This window comes from Klebsiella sp. ZJOU C1 (assembly GCF_035620215.1).
Taxonomy (GTDB): domain Bacteria; phylum Pseudomonadota; class Gammaproteobacteria; order Enterobacterales; family Enterobacteriaceae; genus Klebsiella; species Klebsiella variicola.
In genome coordinates this window covers 2,120,788-2,135,780 of record NZ_CP141644.1, presented here as the reverse complement: position 1 = coordinate 2,135,780, position 14,993 = coordinate 2,120,788, and the positions used below count along the sequence as shown (strand labels likewise).

General features: G+C 56.3%; 16 protein-coding genes. 9 read left to right on the top strand and 7 right to left on the bottom strand.

From position 1 onward, the window contains the following. The first annotated feature begins 97 nt into the window (after positions 1 to 97). From ansA to yajD, 4 genes are all read left to right on the top strand, one after another. Positions 98 to 1,117 carry an asparaginase gene (ansA, locus tag SPE70_RS10115; RefSeq protein ID WP_008807624.1) on the top strand — a complete coding sequence of 340 codons (1,020 nt, stop codon included), beginning with the start codon at positions 98 to 100 and terminating at the stop codon, positions 1,115 to 1,117. Positions 1,118 to 1,126: 9 nt separating this feature from the next. Next, positions 1,127 to 1,768 carry a bifunctional nicotinamidase/pyrazinamidase gene (gene pncA, locus SPE70_RS10110; protein ID WP_023339980.1) on the top strand — a complete coding sequence of 214 codons (642 nt, stop codon included), beginning with the start codon at positions 1,127 to 1,129 and terminating at the stop codon, positions 1,766 to 1,768. 170 nt (positions 1,769 to 1,938) lie between these two features. Beyond that, positions 1,939 to 3,192, top strand: coding sequence for a chitinase ChiD (locus tag SPE70_RS10105; protein ID WP_032735322.1), 1,254 nt, complete (start codon positions 1,939 to 1,941; stop codon positions 3,190 to 3,192). A 147-nt stretch (positions 3,193 to 3,339) separates the two neighbouring features. After that, on the top strand, positions 3,340 to 3,684 hold the full coding sequence (yajD, locus tag SPE70_RS10100) for an HNH nuclease YajD (protein ID WP_002901254.1): 345 nt from the start codon (positions 3,340 to 3,342) through the stop codon (positions 3,682 to 3,684). A 96-nt stretch (positions 3,685 to 3,780) separates the two neighbouring features. Here the strand turns inward: yajD and SPE70_RS10095 are convergent, their stop codons facing one another. Both SPE70_RS10095 and msrB read right to left on the bottom strand, forming a co-directional pair. Further along, positions 3,781 to 4,059: a YeaC family protein gene (locus SPE70_RS10095; protein ID WP_004203787.1), complete on the bottom strand. Its 279-nt coding sequence runs from the start codon at positions 4,057 to 4,059 to the stop codon at positions 3,781 to 3,783. Positions 4,060 to 4,102: 43 nt separating this feature from the next. Beyond that, on the bottom strand, positions 4,103 to 4,516 hold the full coding sequence (msrB, locus tag SPE70_RS10090; protein ID WP_008807627.1) for a peptide-methionine (R)-S-oxide reductase MsrB: 414 nt from the start codon (positions 4,514 to 4,516) through the stop codon (positions 4,103 to 4,105). Positions 4,517 to 4,853: 337 nt separating this feature from the next. Between msrB and gapA the strand changes: the two genes are divergently transcribed. Together gapA and SPE70_RS10080 are read left to right on the top strand one after the other, a co-directional pair. Next, positions 4,854 to 5,849, top strand: a complete 996-nt coding sequence (gene gapA / locus SPE70_RS10085) for a glyceraldehyde-3-phosphate dehydrogenase (RefSeq protein WP_008807628.1) — start codon at positions 4,854 to 4,856, stop codon at positions 5,847 to 5,849. Positions 5,850 to 5,923: 74 nt separating this feature from the next. After that, complete coding sequence (locus SPE70_RS10080) at positions 5,924 to 6,808, top strand: D-hexose-6-phosphate mutarotase (RefSeq protein WP_008807629.1); 885 nt, start codon at positions 5,924 to 5,926, stop codon at positions 6,806 to 6,808. A gap of 55 nt (positions 6,809 to 6,863) precedes the next feature. Here SPE70_RS10080 and SPE70_RS10075 read toward each other — a convergent pair whose 3' ends face one another. Together SPE70_RS10075 and SPE70_RS10070 are read right to left on the bottom strand one after the other, a co-directional pair. Beyond that, positions 6,864 to 7,748 (bottom strand): aldo/keto reductase, encoded by an 885-nt coding sequence (locus tag SPE70_RS10075; protein WP_023297424.1) that lies wholly within the window; start codon positions 7,746 to 7,748, stop codon positions 6,864 to 6,866. 61 nt (positions 7,749 to 7,809) lie between these two features. Further along, entirely contained in the window at positions 7,810 to 8,556 is a 747-nt protein-coding gene (locus SPE70_RS10070) for a MipA/OmpV family protein (protein WP_008807631.1), read from the bottom strand. A 416-nt stretch (positions 8,557 to 8,972) separates the two neighbouring features. Between SPE70_RS10070 and yeaG the strand changes: the two genes are divergently transcribed. After that, positions 8,973 to 10,907, top strand: a complete 1,935-nt coding sequence (yeaG, locus tag SPE70_RS10065) for a protein kinase YeaG (RefSeq protein ID WP_008807632.1) — start codon at positions 8,973 to 8,975, stop codon at positions 10,905 to 10,907. A gap of 85 nt (positions 10,908 to 10,992) precedes the next feature. Beyond that, positions 10,993 to 12,276 carry a YeaH/YhbH family protein gene (locus tag SPE70_RS10060; protein WP_012968476.1) on the top strand — a complete coding sequence of 428 codons (1,284 nt, stop codon included), beginning with the start codon at positions 10,993 to 10,995 and terminating at the stop codon, positions 12,274 to 12,276. 45 nt (positions 12,277 to 12,321) lie between these two features. On the opposite strand, the gene SPE70_RS10055 is transcribed toward SPE70_RS10060, so the two are convergent. Next, positions 12,322 to 12,885, bottom strand: a complete 564-nt coding sequence (locus tag SPE70_RS10055) for a hypothetical protein (protein ID WP_050887684.1) — start codon at positions 12,883 to 12,885, stop codon at positions 12,322 to 12,324. A gap of 158 nt (positions 12,886 to 13,043) precedes the next feature. Between SPE70_RS10055 and SPE70_RS10050 the strand changes: the two genes are divergently transcribed. Continuing rightward, entirely contained in the window at positions 13,044 to 13,526 is a 483-nt protein-coding gene (locus SPE70_RS10050) for a glutathione peroxidase (RefSeq protein WP_012968477.1), read from the top strand. Positions 13,527 to 13,647: 121 nt separating this feature from the next. Here SPE70_RS10050 and SPE70_RS10045 read toward each other — a convergent pair whose 3' ends face one another. Together SPE70_RS10045 and SPE70_RS10040 are read right to left on the bottom strand one after the other, a co-directional pair. Beyond that, on the bottom strand, positions 13,648 to 13,959 hold the full coding sequence (locus tag SPE70_RS10045; protein WP_012968478.1) for a hypothetical protein: 312 nt from the start codon (positions 13,957 to 13,959) through the stop codon (positions 13,648 to 13,650). Between the two features lie 105 nt (positions 13,960 to 14,064). Beyond that, complete coding sequence (locus SPE70_RS10040) at positions 14,065 to 14,952, bottom strand: LysR family transcriptional regulator (protein WP_049138604.1); 888 nt, start codon at positions 14,950 to 14,952, stop codon at positions 14,065 to 14,067. Positions 14,953 to 14,993 lie beyond the last annotated feature (41 nt).

Sequence of the window (14,993 nt, the reverse complement as noted above, 5' to 3'; positions counted from 1 at the left end):
TCTCCAGCCAACACCGCCACAAAGCCAGCGACCGACACTGTATTTTTTCCTGCGTCTCTTTATACTGCGCCTGTCTACGACCAACCTAAGCGATGCTATGCAAAAAAAATCGATTTACGTTGCCTACACCGGTGGGACCATCGGTATGCAGCGCTCTGAACACGGCTATGTACCCGTTTCCGGCCATCTGCAGCGTCAGCTGGCGCTGATGCCTGAGTTCCATCGTCCGGAGATGCCGGACTTCACGATCCATGAATACCATCCGCTGATGGATTCATCCGATATGACCCCCGAGGACTGGCAGCACATCGCCGACGATATCCGCAGCCATTACGATGAGTATGATGGCTTTGTGATCCTCCATGGTACCGACACCATGGCGTTTACCGCTTCGGCGCTGTCGTTCATGCTGGAAAACCTTGGCAAGCCGGTCATTGTGACAGGGTCACAAATCCCACTGGCCGAGCTGCGTTCTGATGGTCAGATTAACCTGCTCAACGCTCTCTACGTTGCCGCCAACTATCCGATTAACGAAGTGGCGCTGTTCTTCAACAATCGACTGTTTCGCGGCAACCGCACCACTAAAGCCCACGCCGACGGCTTCGACGCTTTCGCCTCGCCAAACCTCGCGCCGCTGCTGGAAGCCGGGATCCATATCCGCCGCCTCGGTACCCCGCCGGCGCCGCAGGGCCGCGGAGAGCTTATCGTGCACCCCATCACCCCGCAGCCGATTGGCGTGGTGACGATTTACCCAGGTATCTCCGCCGACGTGGTACGCAATTTCCTGCGCCAGCCGGTGAAAGCGCTGATCCTCCGCTCCTATGGCGTCGGCAATGCCCCACAGAATGGCGAGTTTATTCAGGTGCTGGCGGAAGCCAGCCAGCGCGGTATTGTGGTGGTCAATCTGACGCAGTGCATGTCCGGGAAAGTGAACATGGGCGGCTATGCCACCGGCAACGCCCTCGCCCAGGCGGGGGTCATCAGTGGTTTCGATATGACGGTGGAAGCGACGCTGACCAAGCTACACTATCTGCTTAGCCAGCAGCTGGATGTTGACGCCATTCGCGCGGCGATGCAGCAAAATCTGCGTGGCGAACTCACCCCCGACGAGGCTTAAGGAGGACGTATGGCACATCGAGCGCTGTTACTGGTTGATTTGCAGAACGACTTTTGCGCCGGCGGCGCGCTGGCGGTTCCTGAAGGCGACAGTACCGTCGAGGTGGCTAATGCGCTTATCGACTGGAGCCTGGCGCGCGGCGAGCCCATCGTCGCCAGCCAGGACTGGCACCCGGCGGATCACGGCAGCTTCGCCAGCCAGCACCAGGTGGAACCCTACACCCAGGGCGAACTCGACGGCCTGGCGCAGACCTTCTGGCCGGATCACTGCGTACAGCACAGCGAAGGCGCGGCGCTGCATCCGCTGCTCAAACAGCAGGCGATCAACGCCGTGTTCCATAAGGGGCAAAACCGGGTCATTGACAGCTACAGCGCTTTTTTTGACAACGGTCACCGGCAGAAAACTGAACTGGACGGCTGGCTGCGCGGCCAGGGCATCGTGGAACTGACCGTGCTCGGCCTCGCCACCGATTACTGCGTCAAATTCACCGTGCTGGATGCCCTGGCGCTGGGCTATACGGTCAATGTCATCATCGACGGCTGTCGCGGCGTTAACCTGCAGCCGCAGGACAGCAGCCAGGCGTTTATGGAGATGGCCGCCGCGGGCGCCACGCTGTATACCCTCGATGACTGGCGGGAATCTCAGGCCTGATCCCTCCCCCCGGCGCCCTCGCGCCGGGTCTTCTTCTGCCGCCTCGCTATCGTCCATAAATTGAACTCTCTCGCAGTTTCAACAGGTTATTGCTGGTAGTCTGGCAAGGCTGTTTTTTCGCCACGCCATTTCCGTGGCGTGGTTATTTTTTATGTCAAAGAGGAACCACTATGAAACGTTTGCCCTTGCTGGCAGCCTTGCCCTTGCTTTGCGCTTCCACGCTCTCTGCCCAACCTCTGATGTCCGTCGGCTATTTTAACGGCGGCGGCGACGTCACTGCCGGGCCCGGCGGCGATATCGATAAGCTGGACGTCCGGCAGATCACCCATCTCAACTACTCGTTTGGTCTTATCTATAACGATGAAAAAGACGAGACTAATGCGGCCCTGAAGGATCCCGCTCATCTGCACGAGATCTGGCTGTCGCCGAAGGTGCAGGCGGATCTGCAAAAGCTCCCGGCCCTGCGTAAACAGAACCCGGACCTCAAGGTCCTGCTGTCGGTCGGCGGCTGGGGGGCGCGCGGTTTCTCCGGCGCGGCGGCAAGCAAAGAAACCCGTAAGGTGTTTATTCAGTCTGCGCAGGAAATTGTTGAAAAATATGGTCTGGATGGGATTGACCTCGACTGGGAGTTTCCGGTCAACGGCGCCTGGGGGCTGGTTGCCAGTCAACCGGCCGATCGCGATAACTTTACCGCGCTGTTAAAAGAGCTGCGCGCAGCGTTTGGTACCAGGAAACTGGTGACTATTGCCGTGGGGGCTAACGCAGAAAGTCCGAAAAGTTGGGTGGACGTTAAAGCGATTGCGCCATCGCTCGACTACATCAACCTGATGACCTACGACATGGCCTACGGCACGCAGTACTTCAACTCGAACCTGTATGACTCCAGCCACTGGCCAACGGTCGCCGCGGCGGATAAATACAGCGCCGATTTTGTGGTCAACAATTACCTGGCCGCCGGGCTTAAACCCAGCCAGATGAACCTCGGGATTGGTTTTTATGGCCGGGTACCGAAAAGGGCAGTTGAACCGGGGATTGACTGGACGAAAGCGGATGCGCAAAACAATCCGGTCACCCAGCCCTATTTTGGGCCACAGGAGGTCGCGCTGTTTGCCTCACTGGGTTATGACCTGAGCAAAGACACCTACGTAAAATACAACGATATCGTGGGCAAACTGCTCAACGATCCGCAAAAACGTTTTACCGAGCACTGGGACGATGAAGCGAAGGTTCCGTGGCTGTCAGTGCAGTCCGCGGAGGGCAAGCCGCTGTTCGCCCTGTCGTATGAGAACCCGCGATCGGTGGCCATTAAGGCGGACTATATCAAGGCGAAGGGCCTCGCCGGGGCCATGTTCTGGGAATATGGCGCCGATGACCAGAATCAGCTGGCCCGTCAGCTGGCGGAATCGCTGGGGATCAAACACTAGTCACGCCCCTTCCCCTCGGGCTGCGTGACGCAGACAACATCGCCTGCAATGCAGGTATATCGCGCAGCCCGGGATAGGTTATGATGCCAGTTATCCGCTGCGCCACGCGCTGGCGCAGCTTAACCGTTTGACAGGAGGCAGGGGGCCATGGCCTATATCCCCAAAAATTACGCGCGTCTGGAAGTGGGTTACCGCGAAAAGGCGCTCAAGCTTTTTCCCTGGGTGTGCGGACGCTGCTCACGGGAGTTTGTCTACTCCAATCTGCGCGAGCTGACGGTGCACCACATCGATCACGACCACTCCAATAACCCGGAAGATGGGAGTAACTGGGAGATGTTGTGCCTGTATTGTCACGATCACGAACATTCCAAGTACACCGAAGCCGATCAGTATGGCTCCACGGTGGTGGCGGGCGAAGATGCGCAAAAGAGCGTCGGTGAGGCCACCTACAACCCGTTTGCCGATCTGAAAGCGATGATGAACAAAAAGTAAGCATGCCGATCTGGCCGCTGCGCGCGGTCGTTCACGCTGATGCTGTCCGGCCCGGGGTGACCCCGACGCCGGAACCACGCGCCGCCGGCTGGCGCTTTATTGCAGCTTAACGGTGGCGATCGGCTTTGGCACGATGCCGAAATCTTCCTTCAGCTGCTGTTTACTCTTCATCACCATCTGCCCGCGGGTGTCGATGGTCATGTGCTGGGCGTCGGTGTTATACCGGGCCTGCCACAGCATCACCAGCTGCAGGCTATTTTCCTTTTGCTCCGGCGTCAGCGCCACGCCATCCGGCCATTTTCCCAGCTCCACCGCCGTCGCCAGACGCTGGTAAACTTCCGGCGTCATACTGTCGATAATTTGCTCAATATCCATCTTCCGCTCCACTCCGCTTGGAATAATTTGCTGAATCGTTTCTTCAACCCTTAATCTGCTCGCCATTCTGCTCATCAGTGAAGCTCAGCGACGCCGAATTCACACAATAGCGCTCGCCGGTCGGCTGTGGGCCATCCGGAAATACGTGGCCGAGATGGGCGTCACAATTTCCACAACGGATTTCAATGCGCTGCATGCCGTGCGAATTGTCGGTCAGATAGCGAATGGCCTCATCGCTCACCGGCTCATAGAAGCTCGGCCAGCCGCAACCGGAGTCGTATTTGGTTTGGGAGTTAAACAGCGGCGCATCGCACACCAGGCAGTGATACACGCCATTTTTCTTGTTGTGCAGCAGCCGTCCGGTGAAAGGCGGTTCGGTGCCGTGATGCTGCGTCACGTAAAACTGCATTTCGCTTAAGCCGTTTTTCAGCTCTTCCGGGGAGGGTTTATTCGCCATGGGCTTACATCTCGCTTTGCAATGGACAACTTTCGCTCCAATTCTAACAAAACATTAACAATGAAGCGTGCACTTTTGTTCTAAACTTATGCGGTGCCAACAGGCAGCCAGATAATTGTGACTTAAATCACGTTTTTATCTTAAATGCCCTTTAAAATTCCGCGCGCAGCCCCCATATGGAATTGGGCTCAAAGGGAGAGTGAGGCAAATCAATCGCGCAAGGTGTGCTCAGGATTGATTTGTCGCAATGATTGACACGATTCCGCTTGACGCTGCGTAAGGTTTTTGTAATTTTACAGGCAACCTTTTATTCACTAACAAATAGCTGGTGGAATATATGACTATCAAAGTAGGTATCAACGGTTTTGGCCGTATCGGTCGCATTGTTTTCCGTGCTGCTCAGAAACGTTCTGACATCGAGATCGTTGCAATCAACGACCTGTTAGACGCAGAGTACATGGCTTACATGCTGAAGTATGACTCCACTCACGGTCGTTTCGACGGTACCGTTGAAGTGAAAGACGGTCATCTGGTCGTTAACGGTAAAAAAATCCGTGTTACCGCTGAACGTGACCCGGCTAACCTGAAGTGGGACGAAGTTGGTGTTGACGTTGTTGCTGAAGCAACCGGTATCTTCCTGACCGACGAAACCGCTCGTAAACACATCACCGCTGGCGCGAAAAAAGTCGTTCTGACTGGCCCGTCCAAAGACAACACCCCGATGTTCGTTCGCGGCGCTAACTTCGAAACTTACGCTGGCCAGGACATCGTTTCCAACGCTTCCTGCACCACCAACTGCCTGGCACCGCTGGCTAAAGTTATCAACGACAACTTCGGTATCGTTGAAGGCCTGATGACCACCGTCCACGCGACCACCGCGACTCAGAAAACCGTTGATGGCCCGTCTCACAAAGACTGGCGCGGCGGCCGCGGCGCAGCTCAGAACATCATCCCGTCCTCTACCGGTGCTGCTAAAGCAGTAGGTAAAGTACTGCCAGAACTGAACGGCAAACTGACCGGTATGGCGTTCCGCGTTCCGACTCCGAACGTATCCGTTGTTGACCTGACCGTTCGTCTGGAAAAAGCAGCGTCCTACGAAGAAATCAAGAAAGCCATCAAAGCCGCTTCTGAAGGCGCAATGAAAGGCGTTCTGGGTTACACCGAAGACGACGTTGTTTCTACCGACTTCAACGGCGAAGTTTGCACTTCCGTGTTCGATGCTAAAGCAGGTATCGCACTGAACGACAACTTCGTGAAACTGGTTTCCTGGTACGACAACGAAACTGGCTACTCCAACAAAGTTCTGGACCTGATTGCTCACATCTCCAAATAAGTTGAGATGAAAAAGTAATCTGTAAGAGCGACTTCGGTCGCTCTTTTTTTTGTCTGCAGAGATAGGATTGCACAATGATAAATAAAATTTTTGCTCTCCCGGTGAATGAAACCATTTCTCCCGTGATCTCCCGTCGCCAGCTGGACGACCTGGAGCTGATTGTCATCGACCATCCGCAGGTGAAAGCCTCTGTGGCGCTGCAGGGAGCGCACCTGCTCTCCTGGAAACCCGCCGGTGAAGAAGAAGTCTTGTGGCTGAGCAACAACACCCCATTTAAACAGGGCGTCGCCCTGCGCGGCGGCGTGCCGATTTGCTGGCCCTGGTTTGGCCCTTCCGCGCAGCAGGGTCTGCCGTCGCACGGCTTTGCCCGCAATCTGCCATGGACCCTGGAAGGTCATGACGAAGACGACAGCGGCGTCATGTTGACCTTTGCGCTCCAGCACAGCGCCGAAACCATGAAGCTCTGGCCGCACGAATTCACCCTCTATGCCCGCTTCAAGCTGGGCAAAACCTGCGAAATCGAGCTGGAAGCCCACGGTGAATTCGAGACCACCTCTGCCCTGCATACCTACTTCAACGTCGGCGATATCGCAGCGGTGAAAGTGAGTGGTCTTGGCGAGCGCTATATCGATAAAGTGAAGAATGCCGAAGAAGGCGTCCTGAGCAACGGCGTGCAGACCTTCCCGGACCGCACCGACCGCGTCTACCTCAACGCCGACAGCTGCAGCGTGATCCATGACGATGCGCTTAACCGCACTATCGACGTCGTGCACCATCATCAGCACAACGTGGTGGCCTGGAACCCGGGCCCGGCGCTGTCCGTCAGCATGGGCGACATGCCGGACGATGGTTACAAAACCTTCGTTTGCGTCGAAACCTGTTGCGTGACCCAGCCGCAGAAAGCCAGCGAAGAGACCCCCTCTCGCCTGGCGCAGACCATCAGCCTGAAAAAACGCTAACAGCAAAAAGCCCCGTTCCCGACGGGGCTTTTTTCTCCGCTGGCTGAGGTGCTGATTAAACCATATCCAGCCGGTTTTTTCGCTGCGGTGGTGGATAGAGGCGATCCAGCTGCGCGAGCTCTTCCGCACTGAGGACGATATCGAGCGCGGCAGCATTCTGCACCACATGCTCAATACTGGCCGCTTTCGGGATCGCCAGCACTCCCGGATGACGAATCACCCAGGCGAGCAGCAGTTGTGCGACTGTCACCCCCCGCGCGTTAGCCATATTAATGATATCGGTATGCTGAAAAAGTCCATCGCGTAAGCGCCCCGCCTGCGCCAGCGGGCAGTAGGCCATCACCGGCAGAGTGTGCTGCTGGCACCAGGGCAGGAGATCGTATTCAATGCCCCGCGATGCGAGATGATAGAGCACCTGGTTGGTCGCGCAGCGTTCGCCACCCGCCGTCCGCCACAGCGCCTGCATATCGTCGGTGTCCAGATTAGAGACGCCCCAGCGGCGGATCTTGCCCTCGGCCACCAGCCTCTCCATCGCCTCGACCGTCTCCTGCAGCGGGATATCCCCGCGCCAGTGCAGGAGATACATATCGAGATAGTCGGTCTGCAGCCGGCGCAGGCTGTTTTCACAGGCGCGGCGCATCGCCGTTCCGCCGGCGTGCCAGGGATAGACTTTGGACACCAGCACCACGCGATCGCGCAGGCCGCGGATCGCCTGCCCGACGACCTCTTCCGCCCCACCGTCGGCATACATTTCCGCCGTATCGATCACCGTCAGTCCGTGGTCGATGCCCGCGCGCAGTGCAGCCACTTCCTGCGGACGCTGGGCGCTGTTTTCGCCCATATACCAGGTGCCCAGCCCGATGGCCGGAACCGCCGCCTGCTCGCCAAAGCGTACTGTTTTTTTCACCGTCTCCTCCTCTTTAGCTTTCTGCACCACCATAAAGCAAAACAGGGCGTGAAGCCCTGTTTTGATGCATAAAGCGCACTGTAATGATGCACAATCAGAAGGTGTAGGTAATCCCGGTTGAGATCAGGCCGCTCCAGGATTTGTCCACCATCGGGCTGTCGGTAATTTCATCCGACAGACGGGTATAGCGTGCAATGCCGTATACGCTCCAGTCGCCGAGGAAGCGATAGTTAGCCGACAGCTCCAGATACGGGTTCCAGCTGCTGTCCGGATCGTAGCTGCGCATGCCGCTGCGACGGGACTCATGCTGCGAGACACCATAGTAGTATTCGTTCTGATTGTCGCTGTTCCACTCCACGCCAATGCCCGGCGTCAGCGTCAGGTTACCATTGGTGTAGCGGTACAGCCAGGCGAGATCCCAGTTGATACCATTACTGTTATCCAGCGTATCGCCTGCAATCGTCGTGCGCAGGAAACCATAGGGCGTGTTGTGGACATAAGACAGACCGGCCATCACGGTCGATTTACGTTTATCCAGTTGACGCATTTGCGCGCTGTCGCTGTCGCCCGGCTTGAAGTACATCGGCGACCAGTAGGCCGTTATTGACAGCTTATCGTTGGTGTCGTTCCACAGGTAGTAGCCCCCGCCCAGACCGTGGAACCAGAAGTTATCGCTCTCATAACTAATGACCGGCACCGGGTAGACATCCGCATCATATTGCTTATACGGATGCTCGACGATGCCTACGCCAGCCCCAAGAGTGAACTTCCCGTCGGCATGCGCCGCGCTGGCGGACGTCGCAATCAGCACGCCGAGTGCCAGAAGTTTGATTTTAGTCACAATCCATATTCCCGTTGTCAAATTATCAGCCCGTGCAGTTTACCGTCGTAGGCCTCATGCCTCAAATTCTTTACCCGACATGACACAAATCGTTCACTTTCCCACCCTTCTCTTACCATGAGGTGACAGCCCGGTGACAGCTTCGCGTCCTGGCGTGTCAAAAAGCGTCATTTTCAGGATGAGTTATTGATATGTCATTGAAATTGATTTTCTGCGGCATGCAAGATTTCTAAATGCATCTACGCTTAAATTTAGAAGGTGTAATTGCAGGGCACATTCACGCTACTCCACCCGCAACCTGGCATAAGGGTTGCTGGATATCTGGAGAGCGACGTTCAGCTTATGTCTTCCGGGGGCCCCCACTACTCATATGAACGGCTCTCAACCTGTGCTAAAAAACGAAAGGACGGCATGCCATGAATATATTCGATCACTATCGCCAGCGCTATGAAGCTGCCAAGGACGAAGAGTTCACACTGCAGGAGTTTCTTACCATCTGCCGGCAAGATCGCAGTGCCTATGCCAATGCGGCAGAACGTCTGTTGATGGCCATTGGTGAACCCGTCATGGTTGATACGGCTCTCGAGCCGCGGCTATCCCGTCTCTTTTCAAACCGGGTCATCGCACGCTATCCGGCCTTTGAAGAGTTTTACGGTATGGAAGACGCCATTGAGCAGATCGTTTCCTATCTCAAGCATGCCGCCCAGGGGCTGGAAGAGAAGAAACAGATCCTCTATCTGCTGGGGCCGGTGGGCGGTGGTAAATCGTCGCTGGCTGAACGGCTGAAAGCGTTGATGCAGCGCGTGCCCATCTATGTGCTGAGCGCCAACGGCGAGCGTAGCCCGGTCAACGATCACCCGCTGTGCCTGTTTAATCCGCAGGAGGATGCCCAGATCCTTCAGAAAGAGTATGGCGTGCCCACCCGCTACCTCGGCACCATCATGTCGCCGTGGGCGGCCAAGCGCCTGCACGAGTTTGGCGGCGATATTACTAAATTCCGCGTGGTCAAAGTCTGGCCATCGATTCTTGAGCAGGTCGCCATCGCCAAAACCGAACCCGGTGATGAAAACAACCAGGATATTTCGGCGCTGGTGGGTAAAGTGGATATCCGTAAACTGGAACACTATGCGCAAAACGACCCGGACGCTTATGGCTACTCCGGTGCGTTGTGCCGTGCCAACCAGGGGATTATGGAATTCGTCGAGATGTTTAAAGCGCCGATTAAGGTGCTACATCCGCTGCTAACCGCCACCCAGGAAGGGAACTACAACGGGACTGAAGGGATCTCTGCCCTGCCGTTTAACGGGATAATCCTCGCCCACTCCAACGAATCGGAATGGGTGACCTTCCGTAATAACAAGAACAATGAGGCCTTCCTCGACCGCGTCTATATCGTCAAGGTGCCTTATTGCCTGCGTATCTCCGAAGAGATCCGCATCTATGAAAAATTGCTCAACAGCAGCGAGCTGACCCACGCGCCGTGCGCCCCGGGCACCCTGGAAACGTTGGCGCGCTTCTCGATTCTGTCGCGCCTGAAAGAGCCGGAAAACTCAAGCATCTACTCGAAAATGCGGGTCTATGATGGCGAAAGCCTGAAAGATACCGACCCGAAAGCGAAATCCTATCAGGAGTATCGCGATTACGCCGGGGTGGATGAAGGGATGAACGGGCTCTCCACCCGCTTTGCCTTTAAGATCCTGTCACGGGTGTTTAACTTCGACCATGTCGAGGTGGCCGCCAACCCGGTGCATCTGTTCTATGTCCTGGAGCAGCAGATTGAGCGCGAACAGTTCCCACAGGAGAACGCCGAGCGCTACCTGGAATTCCTCAAAGGCTATCTGATCCCGAAATACGCCGAGTTTATCGGCAAAGAGATCCAGACCGCTTATCTGGAATCCTACTCCGAGTACGGGCAGAACATTTTCGATCGCTATGTCACCTACGCCGACTTCTGGATCCAGGATCAGGAGTATCGCGATCCGGACACCGGTCAGCTGTTTGACCGTGAGTCGTTGAATGCTGAGCTGGAGAAAATTGAGAAGCCGGCCGGGATCAGCAACCCGAAAGACTTCCGTAACGAAATCGTCAACTTTGTGCTGCGCGCCAGAGCCAACAACAGCGGACGTAATCCGAACTGGACCAGCTACGAGAAACTGCGCACGGTTATCGAGAAGAAAATGTTCTCTAATACCGAGGAGCTGTTGCCGGTCATTTCGTTTAATGCCAAAACATCAACCGATGAGCAGAAAAAACACGACGACTTTGTCGACCGCATGATGGAAAAAGGCTACACCCGCAAACAGGTTCGCCTGCTCTGCGAGTGGTACCTGCGGGTTCGTAAATCGTCCTGATGCGTCAAGCCCGGCGGCACGCCGCCGGGTCAACTGCAGCTGAATGATGATAAGCAAAGTTGGCTAATGCAGTACAGGAGGGCATATGACCTGGTTCATAGACCGACGCCTGAACGGGAAAAACAAAAGCGCCGTCAATCGCCAGCGCTTTTTGCGCCGTTATAAGGCGCAGATTAAACAGTCGATTTCCGAGGCTATCAACAAGCGCTCGGTCACCGATATTGAGAGCGGAGAATCCGTCTCGATCCCGACGGACGATATCAACGAGCCGATGTTTCATCAGGGTCGCGGCGGCCTGCGCAACCGCGTCCACCCGGGCAACGATCATTTTGTGCAAAACGACCGGATTGAGCGCCCGCAGGGCGGTGGCGGCGGCGGTGGCGGCGGTCAGGGGCAAGCCAGCGCCGACGGCGAAGGGAAGGATGAGTTTGTCTTCCAGATTTCGAAAGATGAGTACCTGGATCTGTTATTTGAAGATCTCGCCCTGCCGAACCTGAAGAAGAATCAGCACCGGCAGTTGAACGAGTTTAAAACCCATCGCGCGGGCTTTACCTCGAATGGGGTGCCAGCCAACATCAGCGTGGTGCGTTCGCTGCAGAACTCGCTGGCCCGGCGTACGGCGATGACCGCTGGCAAGCGCCGTGAACTGCGCGCCCTGGAGGAGGATCTGGAGACCATCAGCCGCAGCGAACCGGTGCAGCTGCTGGAGGAGGAACGCCTGCGCAAAGAGATTGCTGAGCTGCGCGCCAAAATTGAACGGGTGCCGTTTATCGACACCTTTGACTTGCGCTACAAAAATTATGAAAAACGGCCGGAGCCCTCCAGCCAGGCAGTGATGTTCTGCCTGATGGACGTCTCAGGCTCGATGGACCAGGCCACCAAAGACATGGCCAAGCGCTTTTATATCCTGCTGTATCTGTTCCTCAGCCGGACCTATAAAAACGTCGATGTGGTCTATATCCGCCACCATACCCAGGCAAAAGAGGTGGATGAACACGAATTTTTCTATTCTCAGGAAACCGGCGGCACCATCGTCTCCAGCGCCCTGAAGCTGATGGATGAAGTGGTGCAGGCCCGTTATGACCCGGCGCAGTGGAACATCTACGCCGCCCAGGCGTCGGATGGCGACAACTGGGCCGATGACTCCCCGCTGTGCCACGAACTGCTGGCGAAGAAAATTCTGCCAGTGGTGCGTTATTACAGCTACATCGAAATTACCCGCCGGGCGCATCAAACCCTGTGGCGCGAGTATGAACATCTGCAGGCGACCTTTGATAATTTCGCCATGCAGCATATCCGCGACCAGGAAGATATCTACCCGGTATTCCGCGAACTGTTTCACAAGCAGTCATCTAAAAGTGAAGCTTAATTAAATACTCAGCCAGTGAGTCGAGTGACTTGCTGGCTGTTTTCCTCAGACACAAGGCCCGATGGCACATCCATACATCATGTAAAATGGAAACAACGGGGCCATGGCGACGGCGCCAAGCGAGCTAATCGTTTTAGTCTTATCATTGATTGATACCACAACGGGGTGCGCTAACTGGTAGGCGGCGGCCAGATCTGACGCGTCCGATGCAGTCCAAAATCCTGTCGCTTTAAACAACACCCCGAGGCGATCGTTATCAATTTGCACCGCATGATACTGATTCACCAGCTCGCTATGCTGCCCGGCATCCAGTTTGCGCTGATCCATCACCACCAGATATTCCGCCGTCACCTCATGTTGTTCCACGACAAAGTTAACCCGCACGCCGGAAGCCTGTTGATGAAAGCGTTCATAAAAGGTCTTATAACGCTGATATTCCTGAGGCACACCGTCACGGACAAAGCGGTAACTGTATTTCGCTGAGCTGGCGACAATACCGGACTCTGTGGGTTTCATCGCCACAATGGTATCCCGAGGCGGCAAGTTTGGCGTGCTGGTACATCCTGCGAGCATCGCTACCACCACCAGCGATAAGACATATTTCATCATTTTCAGCCGTTCCTGTTTGCGATTTTCTCTATGACATCTGGCGTTTTTTTAACACTCCAGGTACAAATCCCTAACCCTGTGTATCATAACTGCCTAATCTGCTTCAAACATTCGCGCGATCGTCAGCGTTGAACTGTTTCTACTCTCAGGAGCCTGCTATGACCCCTTTTTATCAATTGACGGCTACCCGCCTGCGCGGCCAGCCCCTCTCAATGTCTGACTATGCTGGCAAGGTGGTTCTGGTGGTGAATACGGCCAGCCATTGTGGCTTCACACCGCAATACGCTGGCCTGGAAGCGCTCTACAAAAAGTACGCGGCTCAGGGGCTGGTAGTGCTTGGTTTCCCGTGCAACCAGTTTGGTAAGCAGGAACCCGGCGGTGCGGATGAAATCGAGCAGACCTGTCACGTTAACTACGGCGTGAGCTTCCCGATGTTTGAGAAAGTGGACGTCAACGGCCCCGCCGCACACCCGCTGTTTCGTTATCTGAAACAAGCGTTGCCCGGCGTGCTCGGCGGACGGATCAAGTGGAATTTCACCAAGTTCCTCATCGCTCGCGACGGCACACCCCTCGCGCGTTTTGCGCCGTTGACGACGCCGGAGAAAATGGAGGCCTCCATTGTCGCGGCCCTCACGCGCTGAGTGTTCCCGTCATGCCACGTTCACCCAGCGGCGGCTGGCTGCCCATACAAGGTAGACGTCGCTCTCACGCGGCCAGCAACCGTCTGTTGCTGGCCGATCTTACACCTGCCCGGTCATCAGCCTACAGTGGCGACACGGCCTCAACTTCATGCTGAAACACGTAGGGGTCGGAGAGGAGTTCGAATGCGTCGTCGTCCGGATAGGTGACCGCGACGTGATAATCTTCGCCTGCGAAGGCTTTGACCGCCGCAAGATCCTGCCAGTAGGTGGCGAGAAAAAAATGCGCCCATTCGCCCTGGTTTTCCTGGCGCACCAGCGCGCCTCTGTTACCGGGGATACCCCGGGCGTGATCCACGCCGGTCTGCTCAAGGTGGCGGGCAAACCCCTCGGCATGTTGCAATGGCACACAGCCGTGCCAGGTCCTGACAATCATTTGCGTTCTCCTGTGGTGATAAACGTCTCACCTTAACATCAGAAACCACCTGCAGGGGAGCGGCACGATACCGCGCACGGTTCTGAATGGGGGAGCGCCTTACCCTCAGCTCCCCACAGCGAGCTCAGGCAGTCGCGCCTCAATCAAGGCGATCACGCTTCTGACCCGCGGCGGAATAAAACGGGCATCGGGATAGACGGCATACAGGAAACGGTCCGGTAATCGCCAGTCAGCCAGGATCGGCACCAGCCTTCCAGCCCTGAGTGCCCTGGCCGCCAGCGGTCGCTGCATCCCTCCGATGCCGATACCGGATTCCAGCGCCTGCAACAGCGCATCGCTGGTGTTGGCCCGAAAAACGGTCTTAACCTGCACGTCTCTCGTCTCGTCTGCGGAAATTATCCGCAGCGGAGCATCAAGCGGGATGCCGCTAAACCGAACGTGTGGATACTCCGCCAGGTCGTCCACGGACTGGACGGCGTAATGACCTGGTGCCGCAAAGAGCGCCGTTTCAATCCGCGCCAGAACCCGCGCAGCATGGGATGGCGGCGGCTCATGGCCGAGACGCAGCGCCACATCCACCCCTTCGGTAATCAGATCGGCGATCCGATCGTCGAGCGACAGCATCAGGTGCAGTTCAGGATACTGTTTCTGCAGCGCCAGCAGATGCGGCAGCAGAAGACTGCCGAGACCGCTTGGCAGCTGGACATGCACTCGTCCCTGAAACTGAGGCTCCGCCGGGTTGAGCCGCCTTTCCGCCTCCTGCATGGCGTTCAGCACCCGCTGCATATCACGCCGGTAATGCTCCCCCTGCTCGGTAAGCATCATGGCCCGCGTCGTACGATGGAGTAACACCACGCCAAGCTCCTGTTCGAGCGCGGCGATCTGCTGACTGACGGCAGATTGCTTCATCCCGAGCTGCCGGGCGGCTGCGGAAAATGAGCCGGCTTCGGCAACGCGCAGAAAGGTGGCGATGGCGGTGAGCTTATTATTCATTTCATGATTCTGCTGATAAGTGTCATCCGTTTCATGGGATA

Coding starts and splice junctions, on each gene's coding strand:
- ansA (WP_008807624.1), top strand. CDS start 98: ATGCAAAAAAAATCGATTTACGTTGCCTACACCGGTGGGACCATCGGT.
- pncA (WP_023339980.1), top strand. CDS start 1,127: ATGGCACATCGAGCGCTGTTACTGGTTGATTTGCAGAACGACTTTTGC.
- SPE70_RS10105 (WP_032735322.1), top strand. CDS start 1,939: ATGAAACGTTTGCCCTTGCTGGCAGCCTTGCCCTTGCTTTGCGCTTCC.
- yajD (WP_002901254.1), top strand. CDS start 3,340: ATGGCCTATATCCCCAAAAATTACGCGCGTCTGGAAGTGGGTTACCGC.
- SPE70_RS10095 (WP_004203787.1), bottom strand. CDS start 4,059: ATGGATATTGAGCAAATTATCGACAGTATGACGCCGGAAGTTTACCAG.
- msrB (WP_008807627.1), bottom strand. CDS start 4,516: ATGGCGAATAAACCCTCCCCGGAAGAGCTGAAAAACGGCTTAAGCGAA.
- gapA (WP_008807628.1), top strand. CDS start 4,854: ATGACTATCAAAGTAGGTATCAACGGTTTTGGCCGTATCGGTCGCATT.
- SPE70_RS10080 (WP_008807629.1), top strand. CDS start 5,924: ATGATAAATAAAATTTTTGCTCTCCCGGTGAATGAAACCATTTCTCCC.
- SPE70_RS10075 (WP_023297424.1), bottom strand. CDS start 7,748: ATGGTGGTGCAGAAAGCTAAAGAGGAGGAGACGGTGAAAAAAACAGTA.
- yeaG (WP_008807632.1), top strand. CDS start 8,973: ATGAATATATTCGATCACTATCGCCAGCGCTATGAAGCTGCCAAGGAC.
- SPE70_RS10060 (WP_012968476.1), top strand. CDS start 10,993: ATGACCTGGTTCATAGACCGACGCCTGAACGGGAAAAACAAAAGCGCC.
- SPE70_RS10055 (WP_050887684.1), bottom strand. CDS start 12,885: ATGATGAAATATGTCTTATCGCTGGTGGTGGTAGCGATGCTCGCAGGA.
- SPE70_RS10050 (WP_012968477.1), top strand. CDS start 13,044: ATGACCCCTTTTTATCAATTGACGGCTACCCGCCTGCGCGGCCAGCCC.
- SPE70_RS10045 (WP_012968478.1), bottom strand. CDS start 13,959: ATGATTGTCAGGACCTGGCACGGCTGTGTGCCATTGCAACATGCCGAG.
- SPE70_RS10040 (WP_049138604.1), bottom strand. CDS start 14,952: ATGAATAATAAGCTCACCGCCATCGCCACCTTTCTGCGCGTTGCCGAA.